This window comes from Streptomyces sp. A18 (genome assembly GCF_059026065.1).
On the sequence record NZ_JBWLKL010000005.1, the window covers coordinates 146,905 to 173,017 of the forward strand.

General features: G+C 71.3%; 17 protein-coding genes and 1 pseudogene. 6 read left to right on the forward strand and 12 right to left on the reverse strand.

The genetic code is table 11. The annotated features are described in order from the left end of the window. Window positions 1-195: 195 nt before the first annotated feature. Window positions 196-3,261, reverse strand: coding sequence for an AfsR/SARP family transcriptional regulator (locus AC5P1C_RS10780; protein ID WP_493865508.1), 3,066 nt, complete (start codon window positions 3,259-3,261; stop codon window positions 196-198). A 164-nt stretch (window positions 3,262-3,425) separates the two neighbouring features. Beyond that, on the reverse strand, window positions 3,426-5,051 hold the full coding sequence (locus AC5P1C_RS10785; RefSeq protein ID WP_493865509.1) for an MFS transporter: 1,626 nt from the start codon (window positions 5,049-5,051) through the stop codon (window positions 3,426-3,428). A gap of 206 nt (window positions 5,052-5,257) precedes the next feature. Between AC5P1C_RS10785 and AC5P1C_RS10790 the strand changes: the two genes are divergently transcribed. Further along, window positions 5,258-5,470: a DUF4287 domain-containing protein gene (locus AC5P1C_RS10790; RefSeq protein ID WP_493865510.1), complete on the forward strand. Its 213-nt coding sequence runs from the start codon at window positions 5,258-5,260 to the stop codon at window positions 5,468-5,470. A 5-nt stretch (window positions 5,471-5,475) separates the two neighbouring features. Here AC5P1C_RS10790 and AC5P1C_RS10795 read toward each other — a convergent pair whose 3' ends face one another. Both AC5P1C_RS10795 and AC5P1C_RS10800 read right to left on the reverse strand, forming a co-directional pair. Next, window positions 5,476-7,017: an FAD-dependent oxidoreductase gene (locus tag AC5P1C_RS10795; protein ID WP_493865511.1), complete on the reverse strand. Its 1,542-nt coding sequence runs from the start codon at window positions 7,015-7,017 to the stop codon at window positions 5,476-5,478. Between the two features lie 72 nt (window positions 7,018-7,089). Next, window positions 7,090-8,004 carry an AurF N-oxygenase family protein gene (locus AC5P1C_RS10800; RefSeq protein ID WP_493865512.1) on the reverse strand — a complete coding sequence of 305 codons (915 nt, stop codon included), beginning with the start codon at window positions 8,002-8,004 and terminating at the stop codon, window positions 7,090-7,092. A gap of 589 nt (window positions 8,005-8,593) precedes the next feature. Between AC5P1C_RS10800 and AC5P1C_RS10805 the strand changes: the two genes are divergently transcribed. Then, window positions 8,594-9,973 (forward strand): alpha-amylase, encoded by a 1,380-nt coding sequence (locus tag AC5P1C_RS10805; RefSeq protein WP_493865513.1) that lies wholly within the window; start codon window positions 8,594-8,596, stop codon window positions 9,971-9,973. 2 nt (window positions 9,974-9,975) lie between these two features. On the opposite strand, the gene AC5P1C_RS10810 is transcribed toward AC5P1C_RS10805, so the two are convergent. Further along, window positions 9,976-10,404 (reverse strand): nitroreductase/quinone reductase family protein, encoded by a 429-nt coding sequence (locus AC5P1C_RS10810; RefSeq protein WP_493865514.1) that lies wholly within the window; start codon window positions 10,402-10,404, stop codon window positions 9,976-9,978. 173 nt (window positions 10,405-10,577) lie between these two features. Between AC5P1C_RS10810 and AC5P1C_RS10815 the strand changes: the two genes are divergently transcribed. Beyond that, the gene (locus AC5P1C_RS10815) at window positions 10,578-11,045 is read left to right on the forward strand and encodes a nuclear transport factor 2 family protein (RefSeq protein ID WP_493865515.1); all 468 of its coding nucleotides are present in this window, start codon (window positions 10,578-10,580) and stop codon (window positions 11,043-11,045) included. Here the strand turns inward: AC5P1C_RS10815 and AC5P1C_RS10820 are convergent. Continuing rightward, window positions 11,026-12,276: an MFS transporter gene (locus AC5P1C_RS10820; protein ID WP_493865516.1), complete on the reverse strand. Its 1,251-nt coding sequence runs from the start codon at window positions 12,274-12,276 to the stop codon at window positions 11,026-11,028. The two genes, AC5P1C_RS10815 and AC5P1C_RS10820, sit on opposite strands and share 20 nt — an antisense overlap. Continuing rightward, window positions 12,273-12,869, reverse strand: a pseudogene (locus tag AC5P1C_RS10825) (ATP-grasp domain-containing protein); the annotation flags it as partial. The gene AC5P1C_RS10820 and the pseudogene AC5P1C_RS10825, both read right to left, overlap by 4 nt. On the opposite strand from AC5P1C_RS10825, the gene AC5P1C_RS10830 reads away from it, so the two are divergent. Then, entirely contained in the window at window positions 12,804-14,024 is a 1,221-nt protein-coding gene (locus AC5P1C_RS10830; RefSeq protein ID WP_493865517.1) for an acyl-CoA dehydrogenase family protein, read from the forward strand. The pseudogene AC5P1C_RS10825 and the gene AC5P1C_RS10830 overlap by 66 nt on opposite strands. A gap of 131 nt (window positions 14,025-14,155) precedes the next feature. Here the strand turns inward: AC5P1C_RS10830 and AC5P1C_RS10835 are convergent, their stop codons facing one another. Then, window positions 14,156-15,520, reverse strand: a complete 1,365-nt coding sequence (locus AC5P1C_RS10835) for an FAD-dependent oxidoreductase (protein ID WP_493865518.1) — start codon at window positions 15,518-15,520, stop codon at window positions 14,156-14,158. A 317-nt stretch (window positions 15,521-15,837) separates the two neighbouring features. Here AC5P1C_RS10835 and AC5P1C_RS10840 point away from each other — a divergent pair, with 317 nt between their 5' ends. Both AC5P1C_RS10840 and AC5P1C_RS10845 read left to right on the forward strand, forming a co-directional pair. Further along, window positions 15,838-16,797, forward strand: coding sequence for an SMP-30/gluconolactonase/LRE family protein (locus tag AC5P1C_RS10840; protein ID WP_493865519.1), 960 nt, complete (start codon window positions 15,838-15,840; stop codon window positions 16,795-16,797). A 95-nt stretch (window positions 16,798-16,892) separates the two neighbouring features. Then, the gene (locus AC5P1C_RS10845; protein WP_493865520.1) at window positions 16,893-18,338 is read left to right on the forward strand and encodes a glyceraldehyde-3-phosphate dehydrogenase; all 1,446 of its coding nucleotides are present in this window, start codon (window positions 16,893-16,895) and stop codon (window positions 18,336-18,338) included. 73 nt (window positions 18,339-18,411) lie between these two features. On the opposite strand, the gene AC5P1C_RS10850 is transcribed toward AC5P1C_RS10845, so the two are convergent. The 4 genes from AC5P1C_RS10850 to AC5P1C_RS10865 all read right to left on the reverse strand — a co-directional run bounded on the left by AC5P1C_RS10850 (window position 18,412) and on the right by AC5P1C_RS10865 (window position 25,923). Beyond that, complete coding sequence (locus tag AC5P1C_RS10850) at window positions 18,412-19,674, reverse strand: PucR family transcriptional regulator (RefSeq protein WP_493865521.1); 1,263 nt, start codon at window positions 19,672-19,674, stop codon at window positions 18,412-18,414. A gap of 74 nt (window positions 19,675-19,748) precedes the next feature. After that, window positions 19,749-22,355: a helix-turn-helix transcriptional regulator gene (locus AC5P1C_RS10855; RefSeq protein ID WP_493865522.1), complete on the reverse strand. Its 2,607-nt coding sequence runs from the start codon at window positions 22,353-22,355 to the stop codon at window positions 19,749-19,751. Between the two features lie 183 nt (window positions 22,356-22,538). Next, entirely contained in the window at window positions 22,539-23,435 is an 897-nt protein-coding gene (bdeA, locus tag AC5P1C_RS10860) for a bis(hydroxyethyl) terephthalate hydrolase (protein WP_493865523.1), read from the reverse strand. A 145-nt stretch (window positions 23,436-23,580) separates the two neighbouring features. After that, a complete protein-coding gene (locus AC5P1C_RS10865) occupies window positions 23,581-25,923 on the reverse strand; it encodes a collagenase (RefSeq protein ID WP_493865524.1) in 2,343 nt (780 codons plus the stop codon). Window positions 25,924-26,113 lie beyond the last annotated feature (190 nt).

Here is a 26,113-nt window from a genome sequence, read left to right on the forward strand (position 1 = left end):
CGGCTGTGTGGGCCGTACGAGGCATCAGTGGCCTCCCCCGTGCTTCCCCCGAGTTCCGCTGAGTCCCCCGTTGTTTTCTGCGATCCCCCGTTGCCGTGGGCGTATTCACCCGCCGACACACCAGAGCATGACGCAGGTCGCTGCAAATTCTCTGCAAGTCCGCGCCAAGCGGACTGCAGGCCTCGGGCACTGGGCTCAGAGCCCTGGCTCGTTCCGTTCGCGTGCCTCGTACGCCGTGAAGACCTCCCGCGCCTCGGCGCGCAGCGCACCTGCCCCCGCCCGGTCGCCCGCCGCCTCGCGTGCCGCGGCGAGATCGCGCAAGGTGCGGGCGCGGGGCAGCGGCAGCCCCAGGTCGTTCCAGAGCGCGGCGGCCGAGGTCAGGTGCTGCTCGGCGGTGTCGAGGCGTCCCGCGGCGAGCTCGCACTCCCCCAGGGTGCGCAGGCCGAGCGCCTCGCCGAAGCGGTCGCGCTGGCCGCGGCAGACGTCGAGGACGTCACGGATCTCGGCCGCCGCCTCGGGCCACCGCCCCATCCTGATACGGGACTTGGCCCTGGCCTGCATGGCGTACGCGAGCATGAGCGGGTCCCCCAGGGTACTCAGGAGGTCCACCGCACGGCTGGAGAGTTCCTCCGCCGCCGTGTACTCGCCGAGGGCACGGTGCACCAGGCCGAGCGAGCGCAGCGTGAGGGACTCTCCGCGGCGGCTGCCGAGCCTGCGGTAGGCCCGCAGCGACTCGTCGAGGAAGGCGCGCGCCGACCCGAAGTCGCCGAGTTCGAGCTGGACGGACCCGGCGTACCGGCAGGACAGGCCGAGGCCCGGGTCGTCGCCGAGCCCGCGGAAGCCGTCGACGGCGCGGACGAGAGTCTCTTGCGCGGCGCGCAGCCGTCCCGCTTCCCGCAGCGCGCTGCCGAGCCCGGCGAAGGCGGCGGCCCGACCGCGTATGTCGCCGAGTTCGGCACAGAGGTCGGCCGCCTGCTTGAAGTAGCCCTGCGACTCGGTGAACCGGTCCTGTTCGTAGCGGAGTTGACCCAAGCCGATGAGCAACAAGGCCTCTCCCGCCCTGTCCTCGGCCCGGCGGGCCGCTGCCAGCGCCGCGTCGTGGGTACGCCACCAGGCCTCGAAGCGGTTGCCGACGGTGTACGCGGACGAGCACAGGGCGGCTGCCGCCTCGCAGGAGAGGGTGTGCAGGTCGAGGGCTGCCGCGCGCTCGACGGCGGCGGCGATCGCGTCGGCCTCGGCCTCGAACCACGCGGCCGGGTCGGCGAGCGCCCGCTGGGTGGCCTCAGGTCCGACGGGCCGCACGAGCCGACGCAGGTCGGCGGCCGCGGATCGGCCCGAACCGCCGGAGTCCAGGAGCCCGCGGTGCAGTTCGACGGCGCCGGAGGGAGTCGCGGACGCGGCGAGGCCGGTGAGCCAGAGCCAGGCGCCCAGGGCGCGGCCGACGGCGGCGGCCCGTTCGGCGGGCGGGTCCTCGGCGTCGGCGCGTTCCGCGGCATACACACGCACCAGGTCGTGGGGCCGGTAGCGGGGCTGGCCGGCACGGTCGACGCCGGTGCAGTGCAGGAGCTGGGCGTCGATGAGCTGTTCCACGACGCGGTCGGCCTCGGCCTCCGGCACGTCGAGCAGCGCGGTCACCACCCACGCGGCCACGTCGGGCGCGGCCAGCAGGCCCAGGCGGCGCAGGGCGGTGCGGGCGGGGGCGTCCAGGGCCCGATAGCTCAGGCCGAGGCCGGCCCGCACCTCCAGGTCGCCGACGGCGAGTTCGTCCAGGCGGTGGTGTTCGTCGGCGAGCCGGTCGGCGAGCATGCGCGCGGTCCAGTGCCTCCGGGTGGCGAGGCGGGCGCCCGCGATGCGGATGGCGAGCGGGAGCCCGCCGCACAGCTCGACGATGCGCCGGGCGGCGTCCGGTTCGTCGCTGACGCGCCGCTCCCCCGCGACGCGGCCCAGGAGTTCGGCCCCCGGCTCCGTGTCGAGCACGTCGAGATCGGCGCGGTGCGTGCAGGGCAGGGCGCCGAGGCGGGCCCGCGCGGTGATCAGCACCCCGCAGGTGGCGCTCCCCGGAAGCAGCGGGCGCACCTGGGACTCGCTGGCCGCGTCGTCGAGCACGAGGAGGACGCGGCGCCCCGCGACCAGACTGCGGAAGAGGTCGCGCCGCTCGGCGTCCCCGTCGGGCGGGTCGGCCCCCAAGGCGTACAGGAGCCGACCGAGCACCTCGCCGGGCGCAACGGGGTCGGTGGCGCCCCGCAGTTCGGCGTACAGCTGCCCGTCCGGGTACGCGTCGGCGACCTGGTGCGCCGCCCGGACGCCCAGGGTGGACTTGCCGACGCCGCCGGGCCCGGACAGCACGACGACCGGCATGGCATCGCGGGGCCCCGACAACGCACGGCGGACCTCGGCGAGTTGGAGTTCACGTCCGGTGAAGTCGCCGATGGTGGGCGGCAGGAGGGCGGCCACCGGAACGGCGGCGGACTCCCTGTTCCTGGGGGCGGGATCGGGGGCATCCGACGCCGCGGTCAGCAGTGCTTCGTCCGCCCGCAGGATCGCCTCGTGCATCCGCTTGAGTTCGGGACCGGGATCGATCCCGAGCTCTTCGGCGAGTACGTCGCGCCCGTCCACGTAGACCGTGAGCGCGTCGGCCTGACGCCCCAACCGGTAGAGGACGAGCATCAGTTGGCCGCGCAACCGCTCGCGGGTGGGATGTGTGGCGACCAGCGCGGTGAGCTCGGCCACCAGCTCCTGCTCGCGGCCCCGCTGCGCGAGTTCCGCGCCGATCCTTTCCTCCAGCGCCGCCTGCCGCGCCTCGTCCAGCTGATCGGCCATGGTCCGCAGCGTCTCGCCGATCCCGCCGAGGGCGGGGCCGCGCCACAGAGCGAGGGCGTCCCCCAACAGGTGGGCGGCCGTGGCGTGATCGCCTGCGGCTGCCGCGTGCCTGCCCTGCACAGCGAGGCGCTCGAACTCGACACGGTCGACGAGGGAGGCGTCCGCGTGGATCAGATATCCGGGCGGCCGGGTCTCGATGACATCGGCGGGCAGCGCGCGGCGCAGCGCGGAGATGTACGACTGGATCAGGGAACGCGCCGTGTCCGGAGGCCTCCCGTCCCAGATGGCGTCGATCAGCGCGTCGACGGACACCACGCGCCCCGGCTCCAGGAGCAGGGCGGCGAGCAGGGCCCGGGGCTTGGGTCCGCCCAGGGCGAGGCGACGGCCCGCGCGCCACGCTTCGACCGGGCCCAGCAAGCGGTAGTCGGTGTCCGTGTTCAAGCCCGTCTCCATGGGTCCTCGCCCCGCGCCGCCCCCACCGGCCCCCGAGCCCCCGATCGGCTGGTCATTCTACGTCTGCCCGGTCTCAACTCGTGGACACACCAGGAGAATCAGGCCATGCGACAGCCGGGCATCGGGGTACTGCGGTCGCGGCTTCAGCCACGTCAGCCGGGGGGAGGAGCCGCGCCGCGGGGAGGAGGAGCGTCACTCGCGCCCGGGTCCGGCGCGTCGGCGGCGGGCGCGAGCGGAACGGCGTCGGCGCCGGAGCCCTGCAGTCGCTCCAGGTCGGCGGGCCGCACCTGGATGACGATCAGCGCGATGAGTGCGGCGACGACGGCGAAGACGGCAGCGGCGACGAAGGAGCCGGAGATGCCCGATGCGAGGACCTGGTCGCCCCAGCGCCCCGGCAGCTCCTGCGTCCTGCGGAACTCCGCCAGCTCGGCCGGGCTCGCCTCCGCCATGAAGCGGGGTACCTGGTCGGTGGCTTCGTTGCGGCTTGCCGTGCCGAAGACGGTGACCAGGACGGACAGGCCGAGCGAACCGCCGACCTGCTGGGTGGCGTTGAGGATCCCGGAGGCCGCCCCGGCGTTCTCCGGCTCGACACCCGACACCGCCATCAGCGTCAGGGAGACGAACTGCATGCCCATGCCGAAGCCGAAGACCAGCACGGGGCCGAGCAGACTGCCCATGTACGTGCTGTCGACGTCGGTCAGCGTCAGCCAGCCGAGCCCCACCGCGGCCAGTGTCGCACCCACCACCATGAAGGGCTTGGGCCCCCACTTGGGCAGCAGTTGGGAGGCGAGTCCCGCGCCGACCGCGATGATCGCACTCACCGGCAGGAAGGCGAGACCGGCCCGCAGGGGGCTGAAGTCCAGGATGTTCTGCACGAAGAGCGTCAGGAAGAAGAACATCCCGAACATGGCCGCGGCCAGGCACAGCATCATCCCGTAGACACCGGCTCGATTGCGGTCGCGGAACATCCACAGGGGGGTGATGGGCTGCCGAGAGCGGCGCTCGACGGTGAGGAACAGACCCAGGAGCACGACGGCCGCTACGAAGGACGCGATGGTCAGGCTGTCGCTCCAGCCGTCCTCGGAGGCGCGGATGAAGCCGTAGACGAGCAGCACCATGCCGACCGTGGAGGTGAGCGCGCCGAGGAGGTCGAAGTGGCCCGGGTGGCGCTCGGACTCGCGGATGTAGCGGGGTGTGGCGAAGGCGATGAGCAGGCCGATGGGGATGTTCACGAAGAGGACCCAGCGCCAGTCCAGCCACTCCACGAGCAGTCCGCCCGCGAGCAGTCCGATCGCGCTGCCACCGGCCGAGACGGCCGCGAACACGCCGAACGCCCTGTTGCGCTCGGGTCCTTCGCGGAACGTCGTGGTGATCAGCGAGAGAGCGGTGGGCGACGCGATGGCGCCGCCGACGCCCTGCAGCGAGCGGGCGGCGAGCAACTGCCAGGATTCCTGGGAGAGTCCACCGAGCAGCGAGGCGAACACGAAGAGCAGGACGCCGAACATGAAGACTCTGCGGCGCCCGAGGATGTCACCCAGGCGCCCGCCGAGCAGGAGCAGACCGCCGAAGGTCAGCGTGTACGCGTTGATCACCCAGGACAGGGTCTCGGTGGAGAAGCCGAGCGAGGTCTGGATGTGCGGAAGCGCGATGTTCACGATGGTGATGTCGAGGACCACCATCAGCTGGCACGAGGCGATGACGAGGAGTGCGATACCGCTGCCGCTGCCCCGCTTCGGGGAGGCGGCAGAATCCGAGGGTGTCGTCCGAGAGCCCGTCATGGGATTGCTGGCGTGTCAGGCAGGCAGTGAACGGGGGCGTTCACTGGTCCAAGGCTAAGCCCGTCCGCGCGGCCCCGCCATTCGTTCGCGGGGCCCGGCCGGGGCGGCGTGTGGTGTGACCCACGACACCCCGGCCGGCCGATGACTTGATCGAACTCCACCCGTCCTACTGGCAACAACACTCCGCGAGACGGGACGGCGTCACCATGACCGAAGCCACCAAGGGCCCTGCCAGCTACTTCCCTTCGATCGAGAAGAAGTACGGGCGCCCGATCGCGGAGTGGAAGGACCTCATCCATGCCGCACCGCTGACCAAGCACGGTGAACTGGTGGGCTGGCTCAAGACCGAGCACGGACTCGGGCACGGACACGCGAACGCCCTGGTCGCACACACCTTGGCCGAGACGCGCGCCGAGTGAGCCACCTAGCGGCTCAGCGCGGCACCGCCCCCGCGGTTGCGGCGCCGGGCGAGCCGGTGGAAGGCCTTCGGCGCGCGCCGGGGCGCGGGCAGGGCGCCGGCGACCGCGTCGGCCAGCAGCGTGGTGACCGTCTCGGCGGCGCAGGTGCGGTTGGCGCCGATGCCGCCGCTGGGACCCCGCTTGATCCAGCCCACCACGTAGGTGCCCGGCTTTCCGGTCACCCGGCCGCCCTCGTGCGGCACGGTGCCGGTGGTCTCGTCGAAGGGCAGTCCGGCGACCGGCACCCCGCGGTAACCGATCGCGCGCAGCACCATGTCCGTCCGTATCGTCCGCTCCCCCGACGCCTCCACGACGCGCACACCCCGGACGGCTTCCTCGCCGACCATCTCCACCGGAGCACTGTGGAAGCGCAGCACGATGCGCTTCCCGGGAGCGGGCGGCTGCGCCCAGTCGATCCGCTCGCGCGTGACGCCGCGCAGGAGGGCCGCTCTGCCCTTCGCGTCGGTGGTGGCGTCCGCCTCGTCGATGGCGGGCGCGGTCCGGGGGTCGTGGTCGTCGACCACCAGGTCCAGGCCCGGGACGTGCTTGAGGGCGAGCAGTTCGGACGTGGTGTACGCGGCGTCCTCCGGGCCCCGCCGTCCGAGCAGGACCACTTCGCGCACCTTCTCCGCGCGCAACGCCGCAAGCGCGTGGTCGGCGATGTCGGTGCGGGCGAGGCTGTCGGGGTCCGCGAGCAGGATGCGGGCGACGTCGAGGGCTACGTTGCCGTTGCCGACGACGACCACGCGCTCCGCGGAGAGGTCGATCGCGTCCGGCGCCACGTCCGGGTGGCCGTTGTACCAGGCGACGAAGGCCCGCGCGGAGACGCTGCCGGGCAGGTCCTCGCCCGGGACGGCCAGTGTGCGGTCGGCCGACGCGCCCACGGCGTAGATGACGGCGTCATGGTGGGCGGCCAGGTCCTCTCCGGTGACGTCGGCTCCCACGTCGAGCCCGAGGTGCATGCGCACCCTGGGATGCGTGTGGAAACGGGCGAACGTGTCGCCGACCTTCTTGGTCGCGGGATGGTCGGGTGCTACTCCGAAGCGTACGAGTCCGCCGCTGACCGGCAGCCGGTCGATCAGTGTCACTTCGGCGCTGGTGTGCAGGAGCAGGTCCTGGACCGCGTACATCCCGGCCGGTCCGGTGCCGACGACGGCGACTTTGAGCGGCGCGAAGTCCGAGGGAAGGACGCGCGGGAAGGTCGGCTCGTCCCAGGCGTGGAAGTTCGGCCCGTCCGGGGCGGGTTCGGGTTCCTGGTCCGCGTAGTACGCCGCGTTGATCGCCGCGTACTCCCGCTGTGCGGCGGGCAGGCTGTCCACCGGGAAGATCGCCTCGACCGGGCAGGCGTCGGCGCAGGCGCCGCAGCCTATGCAGGTGGTCGGGTCGATGTGCAGCATCTCCGTGCTGCCGAACGCCCGTTCCTGCGGCGTCGGGTGGATGCAGTTGACCGGGCATACGGCGACGCAGGTGGCGTCGCTGCAGCAGGTCTGGGTGATGGCGTAGGTCATGGCGTCGGCTCGACTCGCTCGGCTTGGATCAGCTTGGATCGACGTGGATCGGCTTGGATCGATCGGATCGGCTCAGATGAGGTGGGCGCGCTTGTAGAAGGCCAGGGCGGGCTTGGTGAGCAGGCGGGACGAGGCCAGAAACTCCATCAGACCCGAACAGCTGGACCGCATCATGGACTTGTGGTGTTCGTTGGCCTTCGCCTCGGCGAGCGCGCGCTTCTCGTCGAGCCCGGCGTTCGCGTACACCTTGGGGTTCACCATGCTGGTGACGATGTAGTACGAGGCGATCGCGACGACGAACGCGTTGATCTGGCGGCGCAGCCGGCCCGCTCCGGAGAGGCGCTTGCTCGTCTGGTCGCGGGCGAATTTCATGTGCCGCGATTCCTCGACGACGTGGATGTTGTTGATCGTGCGGACGAACGGCACGACACGCTCGTCCCGCATCCAGTCGCGCTGCATGACGTCGAGCACCTCTTCGGCCACGAGGATCGCGGCGTAGGCCGCCTCCCCGAAGGCCACCGTCTTGAACGCCCGGCCCAGTTCCATCGCGAACCGCTTCGGCCGGTAGGCGGGAGCGCCCAGCTTCTCGGCGCCGCGGGCGAACATGATCGAGTGCCGGCACTCCTCGGCGATCTCGGTGAGCGCCCACTGCACTTCGGCGCTGGTCGGGTCCTTCATGTACACATCGCGAAGAACCATTTGCTGGAGGATCATCTCGAACCAGATGCCCGTGCTGGCCACCGATGCGGCTTCCTGCCGCGTCAGTTCCTTGCGCTGGGCGTCGGTGAGTTCGTTCCAGTACGGCGTGCCGTACAGCGAGCACCATTCCGGGCTCGCCCCGTGGAAGTCCCGGTCGAGGGGGGTCTCCCAGTCCACTTCGGTGGCCGGGTCGTAGGCCAACACGGCGGCCGAGCCGAGCAATCGCCGGGCCACGTCGTCCTCTTCGGGGCGGTCCTGGGGTGTCGGCCGAACAGTGCTGCTTGCCATGCTGCGGCTCCTTGACTCTGATGCGTACGTTGTCGTGTTCGCTCAGGCAACGGACCGGGGCGTCGTCCCGCGACGCCCCGCGGCCCGCTTGTTAGACGGAATGTATAACAAGGATCCCGGCAGGCCTACCCCCCAGTAAGAACTAGGAATCGGCCTGTCCGCGGCGACCCTCGGCCCCCAGGGCGAGCGGCGCGCACAGCGTGGCGCCGCCTGCGTGGCGAAGGCCCACGGCACGCTCACCGGACGGCCGGGACCCGTGGTCATCGGCCTGCCCGAGGACCGACATGGCAGCCCACGCCGGCCCCTGATGACCGATGTATCGGCGTGATCCACGTGCTCGGCGTGCAAGTTCTTGCATGTAGCGCCGACAGGGCATTTCCCGCCCCGTCAGCGCCACTTGTCGTATCTACCGGCCACGCCGGGCAACGGGGACGCATCCATCATCAGTAGTTGAAATCTCTTGCAGAAAGTATTGACGCGTACATGCGTGCACGGCAGGCTCCCAACCGGAATCCCCCCACGGCAGCCTCCCCCACGAGCAACTGCCCTTCTTGGGCACAGCCGTGCCCGGTCCCGAAGGAGCCGCACCATGCAGCACCGTCACCGCCTCCTTGCCACCACGTCGGCCGGGGTCCTGGCCGCTGCCGGTCTCGCGACGTTCGCGCCCTCGCAGTCGCAGGCGACACCGCCCGGCGACAAGACCGTCACCGCCACCATGTTCGAGCGGCAGTTCGCGGACGTCGGCAAGGCCTGCACCGACCAACTCGGCCCGGCAGGCTACGGCTACGTCCAGGTGTCGCCCGCCTCTGAGCACATCCAGGGCGACCAGTGGTGGACCTCGTACCAGCCCGTCAGTTACAAGATCGCGGGCCGTCTCGGCGACCGCGCCGCCTTCAAGAGCATGGTCGACGCCTGCCATCAGGCGGGCGTCAAGGTGATCGCGGACGCCGTCATCAACCACATGGCGGCCGGAGCGGGCACGGGCACGGGCGGCACGGCGTACGGCAAGTACGAGTACCCCGGCTACTTCCAGGACGCGGACTTCCACACCTGCCGCACGAGCATCAACGACTACACCAACCGCGACAACGTCCAGAACTGTGAACTGGTGGGCCTAGCCGACCTGGACACGGGCAGCGACGCGGTGCGCACCACCATCGCCGCCTACCTCGACGATTTGCGCTCCCTGGGCGTGGACGGCTTCCGCATCGATGCCGCCAAGCACATGGCCGCCGACGACGTGGCCGCCATCAAGGGCAAGATGAGCGACCCCGGCTTCTGGGTGTCCGAAGTCATCCACGGGGGCGGGGAGGCCGTTCAGCCCGACGAGTACACCGGCGTGGGCGACGTCGACGAGTTCCGCTACGGCGGCCACCTCAAGAGCGCCTTCCAGGGTGGGAACATCGCGCAGTTGAAGACGGTCGCGGACGGCAAGCTGGGCAGCGGCTCGGCCCGTACGTTCGTCGACAACTGGGACACCGAGCGCAACGGCTCGACCCTCACCTACAAGGACGGCGCGGCCTACACCCTGGCCAATGTCTTCATGCTCGCGTCCCCCTACGGCTCACCGAATGTGTACTCCGGCTACGAGTGGTCCGAAAAGGACGCGGGCCCGCCCAGCGGAGCAGACGGCTGGACGAACACACACGCCCAGCAGGCGATCACCGGCCTGGTCGGGTTCCGCAACGAGGTGGGCACCGCGGAGCTGACCGACTGGTGGGACAACGGCGGCGGCGCCCTCGCCTTCGGCCGTGGCGCCAAGGGGTTCGTCGCCCTCAACAACGGAGACGGTGAGCTGGCCCAGACGTTCGCGACGTCGCTGCCCGGCGGCACGTACTGCAATGTCGCCAAGGCATCGCCGGACAGCTGCGACGGCAACACGGTCGCCGTCGGCGACGACGGGAAGATCGAGACCACCCTGCCCGCACGCGGCGCCCTCGCGCTGCACACCGGGGCGAAGACCGGCTGAACCTAGGCCAGGCGGAAAACCGGATGACGTACCGACTCGGCGGCGAACTCCTCGTCCGTCGAGTCGGCCGTCACGTCGAAGTAGGCCCGGGTGACGGGCACTTCTCGCCAGTACTGGCGAAGGACAGGAACGCTCTCCTCGGGACCGAGCTCGACCACCCGCACGGTCCGCGACCTGCCGCCCCTGCTGAGCTCGATCTGCCCGGCCGCACGGGCGTTGCGCACCCAGTTGCTCACCCCGTAGGCGCCGACGACCCACCGCTCCCCGCCGGCCGACATCACGTCGACGGGAGTGGACAGCAGGCGGCCCGACTTCCTGCCGCGCACGGTCAGGATGTACCGGTAGCTCTTGCCGATCCCGAACCTGGTCATCGTGCGGAACACGCCGTTGATCACGCGCGTGCCGAATCCGATGCGATACGTCTTGGCCATCAGCCTTCTTCCTGTCGTGCGACCGGGCCAGTCTGCCCCGACTCCCGCCGCGGCGGCCACACGTCCCGCCATGTGTACGAGACACGGAAGACGGAAGCCGGCTTCCGCTGCCGGGTGATCCATGGCAGTTTCAGGACGATCACTGCCGCAGTCGCGACGTCCAGGAGAGAGCCATGACCGCACGACCCCCTGTTCCCCCGTTCACGCGGGAGACCGCGGCCGAGAAGGTCCGCCTCGCCGAGGACGGCTGGAACACACGTGATCCCCAAAGGGTGGCCCTTGCCTACACCGAGGACTCCCGCTGGCGGAACCGGGCGGAGTTCGTGGCGGGGCGCGACGCGATCGTCGCCTTCCTGTCCCGCAAGTGGGACCGGGAGCTCGACTACCGCCTCATCAAGGAACTGTGGGCGCACGACGGCAACCGCATCGCGGTGCGCTTCGCCTACGAATGGCACGACGACTCGGGCCACTGGTACCGCTCGTACGGCAACGAGAACTGGGAGTTCGCCGACGACGGCCTGATGCGCGTGCGGCACGCGTGCATCAACGACCTGCCCATCAAGGAGTCCGACCGCAAGTATCACTGGCCATTGGGCCGCCGCCCCGACGACCACCCCGGCCTCAGCGACCTCGGTCTGTGAGCGCGGTCCGCCCCCTCAGAAGCAGCGGCAGCAGCGCGCACTGGGCGGCGACCGCCGCCCAGAACCACCCCGCGCCGCCGGTCCGTTCGGCCAGCTGATATCCCTCGCCGCCGACGACTCCGCTCGCGAAGGCGCCGATTCCTGCCGCGAGCCGCTGGTGGCCGAACACGACGGCGGGTGCGCGGGGCGACCGGGCGAGGGCTTCGAGATCGTTCCTGAAGAAGAGAACGATCTCGCCGAGGCACACGAGCAGGGCTCCGGCGAGGATCGCGGAGTGACCCCCGATGGCCAGCGTGGCCGTGCCGGCGGCTATCGCGCCGAACCCGAACCACAGGGCCCGGACATAGGGCAGCCGCGCGATCCGGTCCGAGAGGAGGGGTTGCGCGACGACGAGCAGAAGGGCGTAGAGCGCGAGGACCAGGCCGTAGTACGTCGGCGACGTGCGGGGCACCGCGTACAGCGCGAGGTAGTGCTGGAAGAACATGAAGACGTACAGGCTCAGCACGGTGGCCGCGAAAGGCAGGACGGCCAGACCGGCGAACGCCCGCTCCCTGGAGGCAGGTTGCCCCTGCTCTTCTCCCTCCTCTTGTCCCTCCCCTTGTCCCCGCTCTGCCCCGATGGCCTGCCCGTGGTGGCTCTCCGTGGGCAGCAACGCATGACCCACGGTGATCGCCGCGAACAGCGCGGTGACCGCGCTGAAGAGTCCGGCCGACGCGCTGAGGACGAAGGGCGCCGCCGCCAGCGGCCCCAGGGCGATGCCCGCGTTCAGGGCGGAGCCGCTCGCGGAGAGCAGCACGGGGCGCTGCTCCTCGTCGACCCGGTGTATCAAGTAGGCCTTGTTCGCGGGCAGGTAGAGCGCGGCGCCGATGGAGACCAGGAAGAGGGCGAAGACGGCGGCGGCCGGATGGCGCAGCCCCGGTAGGAAGCAGGCGAACCCCGTCGTGCGGATCACCAGGGCGACCAGCATCGTGCTCCGCAGACCGATGCGTTCGGCGATCGCGCCACCCGCCACACTGCCCGAGAACTGCACGAGCGACGCGACGGCGAGTACCACGCCGACCGTGCCGAGTCCCATGCCGAGCCGCTCGTGCAGCAGCACCGACATGAAGGGCAGGACGGCGAAGCTGCCCAGCGGGATCAGGAACGATCCGGCCAGGAGGAACCGCTGCGGTCCGGTGAGCCGCGCGAGGCCGGACCGCAGGCGCCCGCGCGGCTTGCCGAGCAGTGTCACTCCGGGGCGTCGGCGGCGACGAGCGGCCGTATGCTCCCGGCCGCGCTCAGCGCGCGGTGCAGGGCGAGTTCAGCGGTGGCGCCCTCGGTCAGGACGATCCCGGTGCAGCCGCGCTGGTCGCTCACGTGCTCCAGGCGGTCGCCTGGGGCCGCGGTGGGAAACCACTCGGGCGAGCCGGGGAAGGCGGCAAGGCCGTTCACGCCGGTCCATCCGGTGAGGGTGCCCGGCCGGTCGGGGTAGACGAGGACGAATCCCGTGGCGGGGCCCGCGTCGTGGCCCGCGGCCTTCAGGACGCGCCCCACCCAGTCCTGGGTCAGGGCGAGTTCGGTGTCCGCAAGGGCGACGGGAAAGGCGGCGGCCTCCTCCCGCACGGACGGTTCCGGAGACATCTGGCGGCTGAGCACGCCCAGGAGCTTCGTCTCCCCCGACCAACTGAGCGTCTCGGCACTGTAGACGGGGCCTGCGAAGAGGGGCTCCGCGAACAGGTGCCCGGAGAAGGGGCGTTGGGCGGCTTCATGGAGAGCGGCGTGCAACTGCCGCTCGTCGCGGACCAGCCAAACGTTGCGGGAGGAGGTGCCCGCCGAGTCCTTGACCTCGTCGACCGGCTGCGCGACTACCTCGACGGCGAACTCGCCGACCACGAGCGCGAGCTCGGCCTCACCCACGAAAGCCGACTGAGGCGCGCCGACCTCGAACCCATCTGGCGCCGTAGCCGCGAACTCGGCTTCTACGGCATCCACCTACCCGAGGAGTACGGCGGCCAGGACCTCACCTTCACCCGACTCGCCGCGCTCAAGGAGGAGATCGGAGCCAGCGGCCGTGTACTCGCCCACAGCGTCCTGGGCGACATGGGCGGCCTACTGCGCGCCGGGGACATCCTCAAGCACGCCACCAACCACCAACTCGCCACGTACCTGCTGCCCCTGGTCCGCGGCGAGCGGGCCTGCTGCTTCTCCCTCACGGAGACCGACGCGGGCTCGGACGTCCGCTCCATGCGGACCACCGCCGTCCGCGATCCTGACGGCGACGGCTACCGGCTGACCGGCCACAAGGTGTTCTCGTCGGCCGGGCCCTTCGCCGACTTCGCCATCGTGGTGGCCCACATGGCCGGGACAGGTGAGGCGGAGGGCGACAAGCCGCTGTTCTCCGCCTTCCTCGTCGACCTGGACAGCCCCGGGTGCCGCGTCGAAGACGGCGCGACCCCGATGTCCGGCGAGCACATCGAGAGCGACATCATCCTGGACGACTGCCACGTCCCCGCCGCCAACCTCCTGGGCGAGGAGGGCAAGGGCATGCGCATCGCGCTGGGCCGCGTCACCACCAACCGGCTACTGCACTGCCCCACCGTCATCGGCGCCACCCGCCGCGCCATCGACCTGACGCTGGACCGCACCCGGAACCGCAAGGTCGCGGGCGGCAAGCCGCTGCTCGCGCTGCAGGCCATCCAGCACAAGGTGGCCGACATGGCCACGGAGTTCTACGCGGCCCGCTCCATGACGTACGCGGCGTTGGCGGCGCTGGACCAGGGCGACGACGTGCACACCGAGGCCTTCATGTGCAAGCTGTTCGTCGCCGAGTCCGCCTTCCGGATCCTCGACGAGGCCGTCCAGATCCACGGCAAGGAAGGCCTCAGCCAGGGCAACGAGATCGAGTTCCTGTTCCGCAAGATCCGTATGTTCCGCATCCTGACCGGGACGTCGGAGATCCAGCGCAACGCCATCGCCAAGCTCCTCGCCTTCCAGGTCTGACGATGGAGTCCCCGCACCCGAGAGCCGAGCCGGATCACCCGGCCCGGCGTCCGCATCGGTGACATGGCAGGGCGAGGCACGCCGCCATCGCCCTGCCGCTGCTCGATGCCTGCTCGGGGTACTCGGGAGGGCTAGGCCCCGCTCGCCTTGAGCATGTCCTCACGCTCGACGATCTTCACGCGCTCACGGTCCTCCGCCTCGCCGAGCGCCTTCTCCGCGGCGTCGAGGCGGTACCAGCCCTCCCACGTGGTGAAGCGGACGTTCCGCTCGTCGAGGAAGGCGTCCACGGCCGACGGCTCGGGGGCCGTGGGGGTGTGCAGACGGGCGTTCGCGTGGTCGTCCAGGAGGCTGGCGACCGTCTCGTTGGCGTCGCCCTTGGTGTGGCCGATCAGGCCCACGGGGCCGCGGCGGATCCAGCCGGTGACGTACGTCGACTGCAGGTGCTCGCCGGTCTCCTCGATGACCCGGCCGCCCTTGTCCGGCACCGTGCCCGACGCGACATCCCAGGGCAGCTTGGGCAGTTCGTCGGAGAGGTAGCCCACGGCGCGGTAGACGGCGCCGAGGTCCCAGTCCTTGAACTCGCCGGTGCCCTTGACGTTGCCGGTGCCGTCGAGGACCGTGCGCTCGGTGCGCAGGCCGACGACCCGACCGTCCTCGCCGAGGATCTCGGTGGGCGACTCGAAGAAGTGCAGGAACAGCTTGTGCGGGCGGTCGCCGACGTCGCGGATGGCCCAGTTCTCGAGGGTCTTGGCGACCATGTCGGCCTGCTTGTTGCCGCGCCGGGTCGCGATCGAGCCGTCGTCGTAGTCGATGTCCTCAGGGTCGACGATGACCTCGATGTTCGGCGAGTGGCCCAGCTCCCGCAGCTCCATCGGGCTGAACTTGGCCTGCGCGGGGCCGCGGCGCCCGAAGACGTGGACCTCGCGCGCCTTGTTGGCCTTGAGGCCCTCGTGCACGTTCGGCGGGATCTCGGTCGACAGGAGCTCGTCCGCGGTCTTGGCCAGGATGCGGGCCACGTCGAGCGCCACGTTGCCGACGCCGAGGACGGCGACCTGCTCCGCGTCGAGCGGCCAGGTGCGCGGCACGTCCGGGTGCCCGTCGTACCAGGAGACGAAGTCCGCGGCGCCGTGCGAACCGTCGAGGCCGATGCCGGGGACGTCCAGGGCGCGGTCGGCCGTCGCGCCGGTGGAGAAGATCACCGCGTCGTAGAACGCGCGCAGGTCGTCCAGGTCGATGTCGCCCGGGTAGTCGACGTTGCCGAAGAAGCGGATCTGAGGCTTGTCGAGGACCTGGTGCAGGGCCGTGACGATGCCCTTGATCCGGGGGTGGTCGGGGGCGACGCCGTAGCGGATGAGGCCGAAGGGCGCGGGCATCCGCTCGAAGAGGTCGATCGACACACCGGGCTCGACCGCCACTGCGGATTTCAGCAGCGCGTCAGCGGCGTAGATGCCGGCCGGACCGGCTCCGACAACGGCTACCCGCAGAGGGCGAGACATGATCAGGTTTCCCTTCGAGCGAAGACGTGGGGCTCGTGGGGAAGCCTAAACTAAGGCAATCCTAAGTTAGTACGCGGGCTGGACCTATGACCCCATAAGGACAGCTTATGGGGTGCCGTAGGAAGGGTTTGAGCTGAGCCGCCGCGCGCGAGGGAACTCCCGCGGATGACGCCACGTTCTCAACTCGCTGGGCTCGCACCAGAGTTGGGTCCGAGTTCGCCGCTGCACCCAGTCCGTCGCGTCGTCGAGTTGTGTCGAGTTGTTGCGTTGTCCCGTTCGCAGACTCCCATCCCCGCTCTTCACGGAGGCCCGGAACCATGACCCGCAGTCCCGATAACCACCCCCAGCCGTCCAGACGCACCCTCCTCGGCGGCGCCACTCTCGCGGCCCTAGCGGTGGCGACCGGCGCCGGAACGGCCGGCGCCGCCACTGCCGCGCAGGGCGCGACGTGGCCGACCGAGTTCCCGCTCCCCGACGGCTTCCTGCCCGAGGGGATCGCCATCGGCAGAAAGCCCTACGCCTACATGGGCTCGCGCGCCAACGGCGCCATCTACCGCACCGACCTGCGCACCGGCCGGGGCGAGGTCTTCTACGCGGGCGCTCCCGGCACGGTGGCGGTCGGCCTGAAGGTGGACGACGACGGCCTGCTCTATGTCGCAGGGAACACCGGAGTCGCACGGGTCATCGACACCCGCAACGGCAGGCTGGTGACCACGTACCGCCTGAGCGAGGCAGCAGGGCACTTCATCAACGACGTCACGCTCCTGGGCGACCGCGCCTGGTTCACCGACTCGCGCGACGCCGCCCTGTACAGCGTGCCGCGCGGCCGCAAGGGCGAGGTGCGCGCGTTGCCGCTCGGCGGCGACTGGGTGCAGACACCGGACGTGATCAACGCCAACGGCATCGTCGGCACCCCCGACGGCCGGGGGCTGATCGTCGTGAGCAGCACGCCGGGCAAGCTCTACCGCGTGCACCTCAGGACCGGACACGCCACGGAGATCACGCTGGTCGGCACGGACACCGTGGTCAACGGCGACGGCCTGCTGCGCATCGGCCGCACCCTGTACGTCGTACAGAACCGGCTGAACCTCATCAGCGTGTTCGCCCTCGACGCCGAGGCCGGCACCGCCACCCTGCGCCGCACGATCACCGACCCCCGCTTCGACGTCCCCACCACCGCGGCCCGCCGGGGCGATCGCCTCTACCTCGTCAACGCCCGCTTCACCAGCCCGCAAGAGCCCGGGACGACGTTCAACGCCGTCGCCGTTCCCCTCTGAACCCGCTCCGCGGCCAGGGCGGGCGGCACCCATTGCAAGATCAAAGACGGCATCGGGTTAGCATATGAGCGCCGCCTAGCTCGAAAGATAAGCCTGTGACTGTCAATGACGACTCGTTCACCAATTGGAAGCACCGCGAGGAGATCGCGGAGTCGATGATCCCGATCATCGGGAAGCTGCACCGGGAGCGGGACGTCACCGTCCTGCTCCACAGCCGCTCCTTGGTGAACAAGTCGGTGGTCAGCCTCCTCAAGACCCACCGATTCGCCCGGCAGATAGCCGGTGAGGAACTCTCCGTCACCGAGACGCTGCCGTTCCTCCAGGCCCTCACCACACTCGACCTCGGCCCTTCGCAGATCGACATCGGTCTGCTCGCCGCGGACTACCGGTCCGACGACCGCGGTCTGACGGTGGCGGAGTTCACCGCCGGGGCCGTCGCCGGCGCCACGGGTGAGAACAAGATCGAGAGCCGCGAGGGACGCGACGTCGTCCTCTACGGCTTCGGCCGCATCGGCCGCCTCGTCGCCCGCCTCCTCATCGAGAAGGCCGGCTCCGGCAACGGGCTGCGCCTGCGCGCCGTGGTCGTTCGCCAGGGCGGTGAGCAGGACATCGTCAAGCGTGCCTCGCTGCTGCGCCGCGACTCCATCCACGGCCAGTTCCAGGGCACGATCACCGTCGACGAGGCGAACAGCACGATCATCGCCAACGGCAACGAGATCAAGGTGATCTACGCCAACGACCCCTCCGAGGTCGACTACACGGCGTACGGCATCAAGGACGCCATCCTCATCGACAACACCGGCAAGTGGCGCGACCGCGAGGGGCTCTCCAAGCACCTGCGCCCCGGTGTCGACAAGGTCGTCCTGACCGCGCCGGGCAAGGGCGACATCCCGAACATCGTGCACGGCGTCAACCACGACACGATCAAGCCGGACGAGCAGATCCTGTCCTGCGCCTCCTGCACCACCAACGCGATCGTCCCGCCGCTCAAGGCGATGGCGGACGAGTACGGCGTCACGCGCGGTCACGTGGAGACCGTCCACTCGTTCACCAACGACCAGAACCTCCTGGACAACTTCCACAAGGCCGACCGCCGCGGCCGCTCGGCCCCGCTCAACATGGTGATCACCGAGACCGGTGCGGCATCAGCCGTCGCCAAGGCGCTGCCCGATCTCAAGGCGCCGATCACCGGCAGCTCGATCCGCGTCCCCGTCCCGGACGTCTCGATCGCCATCCTGAGCCTGCGCCTGGGCCGCGAGACCACCCGCGAAGAGGTCCTCGACTACCTCCGCGACGTCTCGCTGCACTCGCCGCTGAAGCGTCAGATCGACTTCACGACCGCTCCCGACGCCGTCTCCATGGACTTCGTCGGCTCGCGCCACTCGTCGATCGTCGACGCGGGCGCCACGAAGGTCGACGGCGACAACGCGATCCTCTACCTCTGGTACGACAACGAGTTCGGCTACTCGTGCCAGGTGATCCGCGTCGTCCAGCACGTCTCCGGGGTGGAGTACCCGACGTACCCGGTGCCGGTGGTCTGAGCCCGGCAGCAGGGCGGGGCAGTTGGATGCCGGTCGGCGTCCGACTGCCCCGCCTTCGTCGTTCCCTCCTCGCTCACCCGCCGAGCAGCCTGCGGGCGCCCAGGGCGAGCGAGATCTCCACGAGGTCGCCGACCCGCGTGAGGCTGCGGCCGGTCAACTGCTCGACGCGTCGCAGCCGGTTGAGGACGGTGTTGCGGTGGCAGTAGAGGCGGGCCCCCGCGCGCTGCGCCGAGCCGTCGGTCTCCAGCCAGACGACGAGGGTGTCGATGAGGAGATCCCGGTCGGCCGGGTCGATCGAGCGCAGCGGGCCGAGGACGCGCTCGGCGAGCGCCTCCGCGAGTTCCGGCGACGAGACGACGAGGGCGTCGGGCAGGCGTTCGTCCAGGAGTACGGTGCCGCCGTCGCGGGGACAGGCGCGCAGCGCCGTGTCGGCGAGGCGGCGGGCGTAGGGGACGGCGGCCAGGCCCTCCACGGGTGAGCCGATGCCCGCGCGGGCTCCGGTCGGCAGGGCGAGACGGGCGCCGAGCGCGGACAGTTCGGCCGCCGGGTCGCCTTCGGCGTCGCCGAGCAGTACCAGGGCGTACTGGACCCCGGAGGCGGAGTGGCGCAGTGCCCGCGTCCCTTCCGGGAGAGCGAGGCCGCTGCCCTCTCCCGCCAGGGCGATCACGGCGTACCAGCCGTCATCGGGCAGTCCCAGGACGTCGGCCGCGGTGGGCAGGTCGGTGAGGCGGGCGCTGCCGTCGAGGAGACCCGCGGTAAGGAGACGCAGCCGGTTCTCGTGCTGCCAGGCCATGCGACGCTCGGTGCGGCGGTAGGCGTCGGCGACCACGCCGCAGTGTTCGTCGACGAAGTTCCATACGTCCGTGGCGACATGGATGAGCAGCCGCATGTCGTCGGGGTTGCCGCGCGAGACCTCCTCCACCAGGCCCTGCCACACCATCGCCCCGCCGAGCCGGAAGGCGTGCAGCAACGCGTCCAGCGGCAGGCCCCGTTCGGCGCGCACCCCGGCGATCTGCATGGACGTGCGGTGGGCGGCCTCCCTGGTCTCCCCGGGCTGGAGGAGCGAGGTGACGCTGTGCCTCAGGGAGCGGTGTACCTCCTGCCACACCTCGGTGGGGCGGGCCTCGATGTCCGCGCGGTAGGCGGGCTCCTGCTCGCGCAGTTCCGCGACGAGCCGGTCGGTCATCGCGGCCAGGTCACGCAGCAGGGCGCGGGCGGCGCGGTGGAGCACGGCGACGGCCTCGGCGTCGAGGAGAGAGCGTGAGCCCGGTGCGAGCGGGGTGATGGCGGGCACTTCGTGCAGGGGCCCGACCCGTGACCGCAGGACGTGTGGCATGGGGCCTCCACGGGAGTGAGATCACCGCCGGATCTTCCTGACGCCCGAAGAATGGCATACCGCCCAGTCGGTACCTAGAGGCGTGCGGCAATCTCCTCATCACGGTCCGGCAACCCTCCGTCTCCGGCGAGCAGCCGGGACAGCTCGACGCGGGAGCGTATGCCAAGGACGGCGAACACATTGCGCAGGTGGTGGTCGACGGTGCGGTGGCTCACCGACAGGCGTACGGCCACCTCACGGTTGGTGGCGCCCTCCGCCACGTGGCGGGCGATGCGCTGCTGCTGCGGGGTCAGGGCCGCAAGCGGCCCCGGTCCCTGCTCCCCCGCCACCGCCTCGCCCGCGGCACGGAGTTCACCGCGGCTGCGGTCCGCCCAGGCACGCGCCCCGCACCGCTCGAAGCCGACCAGCGCGTCCCGCAGCGGTCCACGCGCCTCGCGCGTACGGCGCCTGCGGCGCAGCCACTGGCCGAACAGCAGCTGCGTACGGGCCCGTTCGAACTCGCCCGGCGTGCGGTCGTGGTGCGCCAGCGCGCTCTCGTACGCGGCGGCCGTCCGCTGCGGAGGCGCCAACAGAGCTCGGCAGCGGGCCAGTTGGGCCGGGGCGAGCCGGTCGGCGGTCGCACCGGTCCAGAGGGTGAACTCCGCTGTGGCCTCGCGCGCCTCCACCGTGCGCCCGGCCTGGACGGCGGCTTCCACGAAGCAGGGGACGGCCAGCATCCGGACGGCGAAGTGCCCGCGCCGCGGCCCCGGGGCGACCAGCGGCGCGAGCCGGGCCGCCGCGTCCCCCGGGCGCCCCGCGGCGAGATCCGCGCGGGCGACGGCCCACACCGCGAGGGAAGCGGCCTGGGCGAGCCCGTGCGGTCCCGCGCCCGCGGCAGCAGCCGCCGCGTGCGCCGAGCAGGCCTCCGCGTCGCCCTCCACGGACGCGGCGAGCGCGAGGACGGCGTGCAGACAGGCCGCCACGTTGGGCTGCCCGGTGCGGTGCGCGGCTCGGAGGCCTTGGAGCGCGTGCGCCCTGGCCGTGGTGTGGCGCCCCGCGCGCAGTTCTCCGTAGGCCAGGTGTTCCAGGGCGCGCGCCAGCAGGACTTCGGGGCCGTAGGCGCGTACGGCGGCGAGCGCCCTGGCGCCCGCCGCGCAGGCGGTCTCGACCTCGCCGACGACCAGGGCCGCGGCTGCGGCACGCAGCAGACCGGCCGGTTCGGTCATCGTGGGTACGTCGTCCAGGCAGCGGCGCAAGAGGGCGTGGCCCTCGGCGATGCGGCCCGCGAGGACCGCGCACATACCGGCGCGGTACGCCTCAAGGGACGGGTCGTCGGCGCAGGCGGGTAATCGCACCATGGCCTCCCGGTAGGCCGCGGCGTCGCCTGCCGCCCAGGCCCCTTCCGCCGCGCCGATCAGCGCGTGGCGGGCGGCTTCGGGCGGGAGCAGCGCCGCGGCGGTGAGCAGGTCCTCCCTCGCGTCGGCGACGGGACCGTCGGCGAGCGCGAGGAGTCCGCGCACCCGGTGGACGCCGCCGTGGGCGGGGACGGCGGCGGTGCGCGCCAGGAGAGTGCGGGCCCGAACGGGATCCCCTGCCAGCCGGGATGCCTCCGCCGCCGCGGCCAGTCGGTCGGTGCGCAATTGCGCGTCAGCGGTGAGCTCCGCGGCGTGCCCCAGGGCGGCGGAGCGCTCGGTGTGCGGGCGGGGCGCGGTCGCGGCCAGCACGAGGGCTTCGGCGAGCCGCGCGTCGTGATCGCCTGCCGCGCAGGCGAGTTGGACCAGGCGCGAGAGGCGGTCCCGGCAGACCGCGGCGAGGCGGGTGTGGGCGGCTCTGCGGCGGGCGAGCGGGGTGCGGCGCAGCACCGCGCGGCGCAGGAGTGGGTGGGTGAAGTGAACGCGCCCGCCCGCTCGGACGACCGCACCGGCCGCTTCGGCGGGCGCGAGTCCGGAGGGGGCGGCGCCGGCCCGCACCAGCAGGGCGAGGTCCGCCCCGGCACCGTCGGGTTCGTGCTCCCCGGCCGCCGCGGCGAGCAGCAGCAGGGCACGGGCAGCGGCGGGCAGCGCGTCGATGGGGGCGGCGTAGGCGTCCAGGAGTTCTTCTCCGCCCGGCAGCGGGTCGGGCAGCGGGGTGCGTCCGGCCAGTTGGTCGGGGGTCAGGGCCGCGACGAGGGCGGTGAGCAGGCGCGGGTTGCCCACGGCCTCGCGGATCAGCCACGCCGCGACGACCGGATCGGCGGAGCCCTGGGTGAGCCGGTCGAGCAGGGCGGCGGCCGCGCTGTCGTCGAGCGGCCCCAGGCGCAGCGTCGTCAGTCCGCTCAACTCGCCGGTTACTGCTCGGTGTTCGGCGAGGGTGAGCAGGACGGCCACGGGTCTCTCGGCGGGCAGGCGGCGGAGTTCCGCCACGAGGGAGGCCCGGTCCGCGGGGTGCCAGGTATGCGCGTCGTCGATACAGACGAGCAGCGGGCCCTCCTGCGGCAGCGCTGCCGCGACGGTCGCCTCGGTCGAAGGAACGGGCGCGCAGGCCGCCCGCGCGTACTCCATGAGCGCGGTGCGGCCGAGGCCGGGCCGCGCGGTCAGGACGAGGGCGCCGCCGCGACCGGCCCGCAAGCCCTCCACCAGGGATTCCACGGCGGCGATCTCCTCGCGGCGGCCGTGGAGTTCGGGAGGCCTGAGCGCGCCGGGTACGGTCGTCGAAAGGGTCACGCCCGCACGTTACTTCCGCGTAACACGGCCCGGAAGCCCCGCGTCCGCGAGGCTGGGCAGGCCACCAACGGGCGCCGCGTCGCACTGTGCTCGGGCACAGTCCCGGAGCCGGGACAGGACACACGTCGTCCGCCGCCGGATGAGCGGCGACGGACGACGGGCCCCCATGACGGGTCATCAGAGTCAGGACGTGTGGGGGCAGTTGCCCCGGTACTCCTCGATCGTGAGGCTCGGCCTCGGCAGCGGGCAGAGGAACTGCTCGTAGCGGGTGTCGTTGTCGATGAACCGCTTCAGCCAGGAGATGCTGTACTTCGCGATCGTCGTGTTGGACGAGTTCGGTGTGAAGTGGGTGGCGTTGTTCAACTCCAGGTATGCCTTGTCCAGGCTGCTCGGCAGCGACTGGTAGAACGGCTCGGAGTGGCTCGCGACGGGGGCCACCGAGTCACCGTCCGCGCCGACCACCAGTGTCGGCGTCCGCAGCTCGGGCCAGGTCTTGTCGGTGTTCCAGCCGGTCAGTGGGATCGCCGCCTTCAGCGACGTACGGCTCTTGGCGGCCTCCAGGCTGCCGCCACCGCCCATCGAGTGCCCCATCACGCCGAGCCGGGAGGCGTCGATCCGGCCCCGCACCGAGCTGCTCTTGGTCAAGTAGTCGAGTGCGGAAAGGAGTTGGCGACCGCGGCTGTCGGGCTGATCGAGGGTGGTGAGGGTGTCGATGGTGAACACCACGAAGCCCTGGGAGGCGAGCCGCGGGCCGAGCCAGGAGATGCTCGACTGGTACGCGGTGAAGCCCGGCGAGATGACGACCGCGCCGAAGGTGCCGTCGGCGGTGGACGTCGGGTAGTAGACGGTGCCGCCGCCGAAGCCGGACACGCTCAGCGACGAGACGTTGGTCTGCGAGACGGCGTACGAGCCACGCGGGGCCTCGATGCTGGAGACGGTCGGGTCGGGGCCACGTTCGTACGGGTTGTCGGCGGCGGCCTGAGCGCCGGGCGCGAGGCCGGTGCCGATGAGCCCCGCGGTGGCGACCGCGGCGGCCAGGCAGGCCCGTACCACTGGGCGGGAGAAGACGTGCAGGCGCACGGAGGGGTCCTCTCGATCGTGGCGGAGCCACTCGGGAGGAGGGAGTCGAGCCCCGGTGGAGACCGCCGTGTTCCGTTGGCGGTCCCCACCGTGGCGGTGTCGACGGTGTGTCGACATCGGCGAAATCACCGGTGTCGCGGGGACGTCACCCGCGCAGCGGACCCTCGCAGGTGTAGTCCGACGTCCCGGCGCGGCCATTGGTCCAGATGTCCACCTCGCCGAAGGCGCAGTTCATGTCGGTGAGGTTGTTGTCGCCGCCCGATGCGCGATCGAGGATGAAGGTGTCGACGGTCTCGGACATGTCCTTGAAGACGAGGTCGGGGCTGGCCGCGTCGCTGAGGTTCGCGGTGATCCGGCCGGTGCACACGAACCGCGGGCGCGCGGGGGCGTCGACGGAGCGGCAGTCGGGGCTGATGCCGGTCGTCGCGGCGAACGAGGAGCGCACCTGGTCGGCGGTGCTTGCGCGCAGCTGGTCGACGGGGACGTACTCGGTGTCGGGCACGAAGAGGTCGTCGACGTGCGCGATCTGCTTGTCGAGGAAGGAGTCGAAGGCGCTCTGCAGGCCCGCGTCGCGGCCGAGGCGATCGCGCCAGGCGTCGAAGCTGGCCGGATCGTCGGAGCGCAGGTAGCGGTACATCTCCTTGATCAGCGCGGGGCGTTCGGTCCACAGGAACTCGAAGAACGCGCCCGCGTAGTCGTAGAAGCGGAAGCCGTCCCCGTCGTACGTGGCGTGCAGCAGCTGGTCGACGGTCATGCGCGGGCCGCCGCTCGCGGTGTCGTCGATGATGCCCTGGATCAGGGACTTGCGGACCTTGATGCCGTCGTCGCGCGTGGCACCGTCGAGGAACTCCGCGGTGCCCTCGTCCATCGCCGTCGTCCGGTCGCCTTCGTACCACGGCCCCTCACCGAAGAAGCCGGGCACCGCCCAGCGGCCGTTGAGGTAGTGCGTGTACTCGTGGCGGAAGAGCTCTTCGAGGGTGAGCGAGGAGTCCTGGGGGACACGCCGCTGGTAGGTGTAGAAGGTCGCGCCGCGCTCGATGTAGACGCCGCCGTTGTCGGTGCCCATGCCGGTCAGCAGCGGGTGGAAGTTCTCGTAGTCGGCGCGCGAGGCGTACAGGACCGTGTTCAGGGTGGTGTTGGGGTCGCCGCCGAGCGGCTGCTGGGTGCCGACGACGCGGTGGAACTGGGCCTTGACCTGCTTGCTCGCGTAGTAGAGCTGATCGACCGTGTCGCGGTCGAGCGCGGTGCGGACCAGCATGTCGCCGGCGTCGTACGCATAGGTCTGCGGGAAGAGGCGGCGCTCGATGTCCTGCCTGCACACCTGGTACGGCTTGCAGGCGTCGAACTCGATCAGCCAGGTGACGACCTTCGCCCAAGGAGCGCTGCCGTCACCGAAGTTGCGGGCGGTGCGGTCCAGGAGCGGACCGAGCCCGGCGACGATCTCGGTGCGCAGGGCGTCGATCTGGCCCATGCGGCCGTACTCGCTCAGCGCGTCGCGCACCACCCAGGCGTTGGGCTTGCCCTTGAGGTGGGTGTGCCCGGCGAACGCCTCGAAGGCGGCGCGGTAGGAGGGGTCGGCGGCCACCGCGGCGCGGAAGGCGGTGTCGCGGTTGCCGGGATGGACGCCGAGGTAGTTCAGGGTGAGCGCGGCGAGGGCGGCACCTGCCCAACTGGGGTCCTGGGCGGTGTCGGGGTGGGCGGCGTCCATGGTCGCCAGGACCCGTTTGACGAGCGGCAGTTGATGCTGGCGAAGCCCCGTCGCGCCGGCCGCGGTCAGCGCCTCGCGCAGCGTCTCGGCGTTGGACCGGGTGGCGTCGAAGGCGCGGGCAGCCGTGCCGAAGGCATCCACGGCCCGGCGCATGGCGGCCAGCGTGGACGGGTCGGCGATGTCGACCTCGTCGTGCGAGAAGGCCTGGTAGGAGACGGCGTGCAAGTACGTGAACATCTCGAGGAGGTGGCCGCGGTTGGTGCCGTCGTGGGACGCGGCGAGGCGGGTGATGCGCTGGGAGACGGCCTGGATGTGCGCGCCGGACATGACCGGGGCGAGGCGCGCGTCCCAGGTCCAGATGAGCCCGCGCAGACAGCCGTCGGCGGTGACGGCCGGATCGGCGAGGAACGCGGTGAACTCCGCGGGCGACAGCCTGGTGACCCCGTCGAGAGTGCACGGCACCGCCGCCTTGCCGACGGTGGCGCGGGGCGCCTCGCCCGCGGCCTTTGCCTTCTTCGTACGGGGGCCGGGCACGCGGCCGTCGGCGAGCCCGCCGGGGGCGGGGAGCTTCCAGGTGGCGGACTTCGGAGCGTGGGCGCGGCGGTCGACCCGGTCGAACGGGCTCGGCGCCTCAGGTCCCGGTGCGGCGGGTGAGGCGGTGACCGGACGCCGGTCGGGAGCGGGGTCGTCCGCGTGGCCGATCGGCGCGGCGGTGGCGCACAGCGTCACGGATATCGCCGCGGCGACCACGGATCTGCGCAGAGTACGGGGCTGGTGCACGACAGGCTCCTGGTGTGTGGGAGGTGGGCCGAACAGGGCGGTGCGTGCGCATGGTGCGGTGGACGTACGGGCGCCAACTTCCAAGCCGCCAGCGGCACTTGAGGAGCCTGGGTCACGCCATGTGATGCGTAACGTAGTAATGTGAAATGGTACTGACAACCCCTCAGGTGAATGCGCCCCGCGGGCCCCG

Bases quoted from the DNA above. Each gene is read 5' to 3' on its own strand.
- AC5P1C_RS10785 (WP_493865509.1), bottom strand. From the start codon at position 5,051: ATGACGGGCTCTCGGACGACACCCTCGGATTCTGCCGCCTCCCCGAAG.
- AC5P1C_RS10790 (WP_493865510.1), top strand. From the start codon at position 5,258: ATGACCGAAGCCACCAAGGGCCCTGCCAGCTACTTCCCTTCGATCGAG.
- AC5P1C_RS10795 (WP_493865511.1), bottom strand. From the start codon at position 7,017: ATGACCTACGCCATCACCCAGACCTGCTGCAGCGACGCCACCTGCGTC.
- AC5P1C_RS10800 (WP_493865512.1), bottom strand. From the start codon at position 8,004: ATGGCAAGCAGCACTGTTCGGCCGACACCCCAGGACCGCCCCGAAGAG.
- AC5P1C_RS10805 (WP_493865513.1), top strand. From the start codon at position 8,594: ATGCAGCACCGTCACCGCCTCCTTGCCACCACGTCGGCCGGGGTCCTG.
- AC5P1C_RS10810 (WP_493865514.1), bottom strand. From the start codon at position 10,404: ATGGCCAAGACGTATCGCATCGGATTCGGCACGCGCGTGATCAACGGC.
- AC5P1C_RS10815 (WP_493865515.1), top strand. From the start codon at position 10,578: ATGACCGCACGACCCCCTGTTCCCCCGTTCACGCGGGAGACCGCGGCC.
- AC5P1C_RS10835 (WP_493865518.1), bottom strand. From the start codon at position 15,520: ATGTCTCGCCCTCTGCGGGTAGCCGTTGTCGGAGCCGGTCCGGCCGGC.
- AC5P1C_RS10840 (WP_493865519.1), top strand. From the start codon at position 15,838: ATGACCCGCAGTCCCGATAACCACCCCCAGCCGTCCAGACGCACCCTC.
- AC5P1C_RS10850 (WP_493865521.1), bottom strand. From the start codon at position 19,674: ATGCCACACGTCCTGCGGTCACGGGTCGGGCCCCTGCACGAAGTGCCC.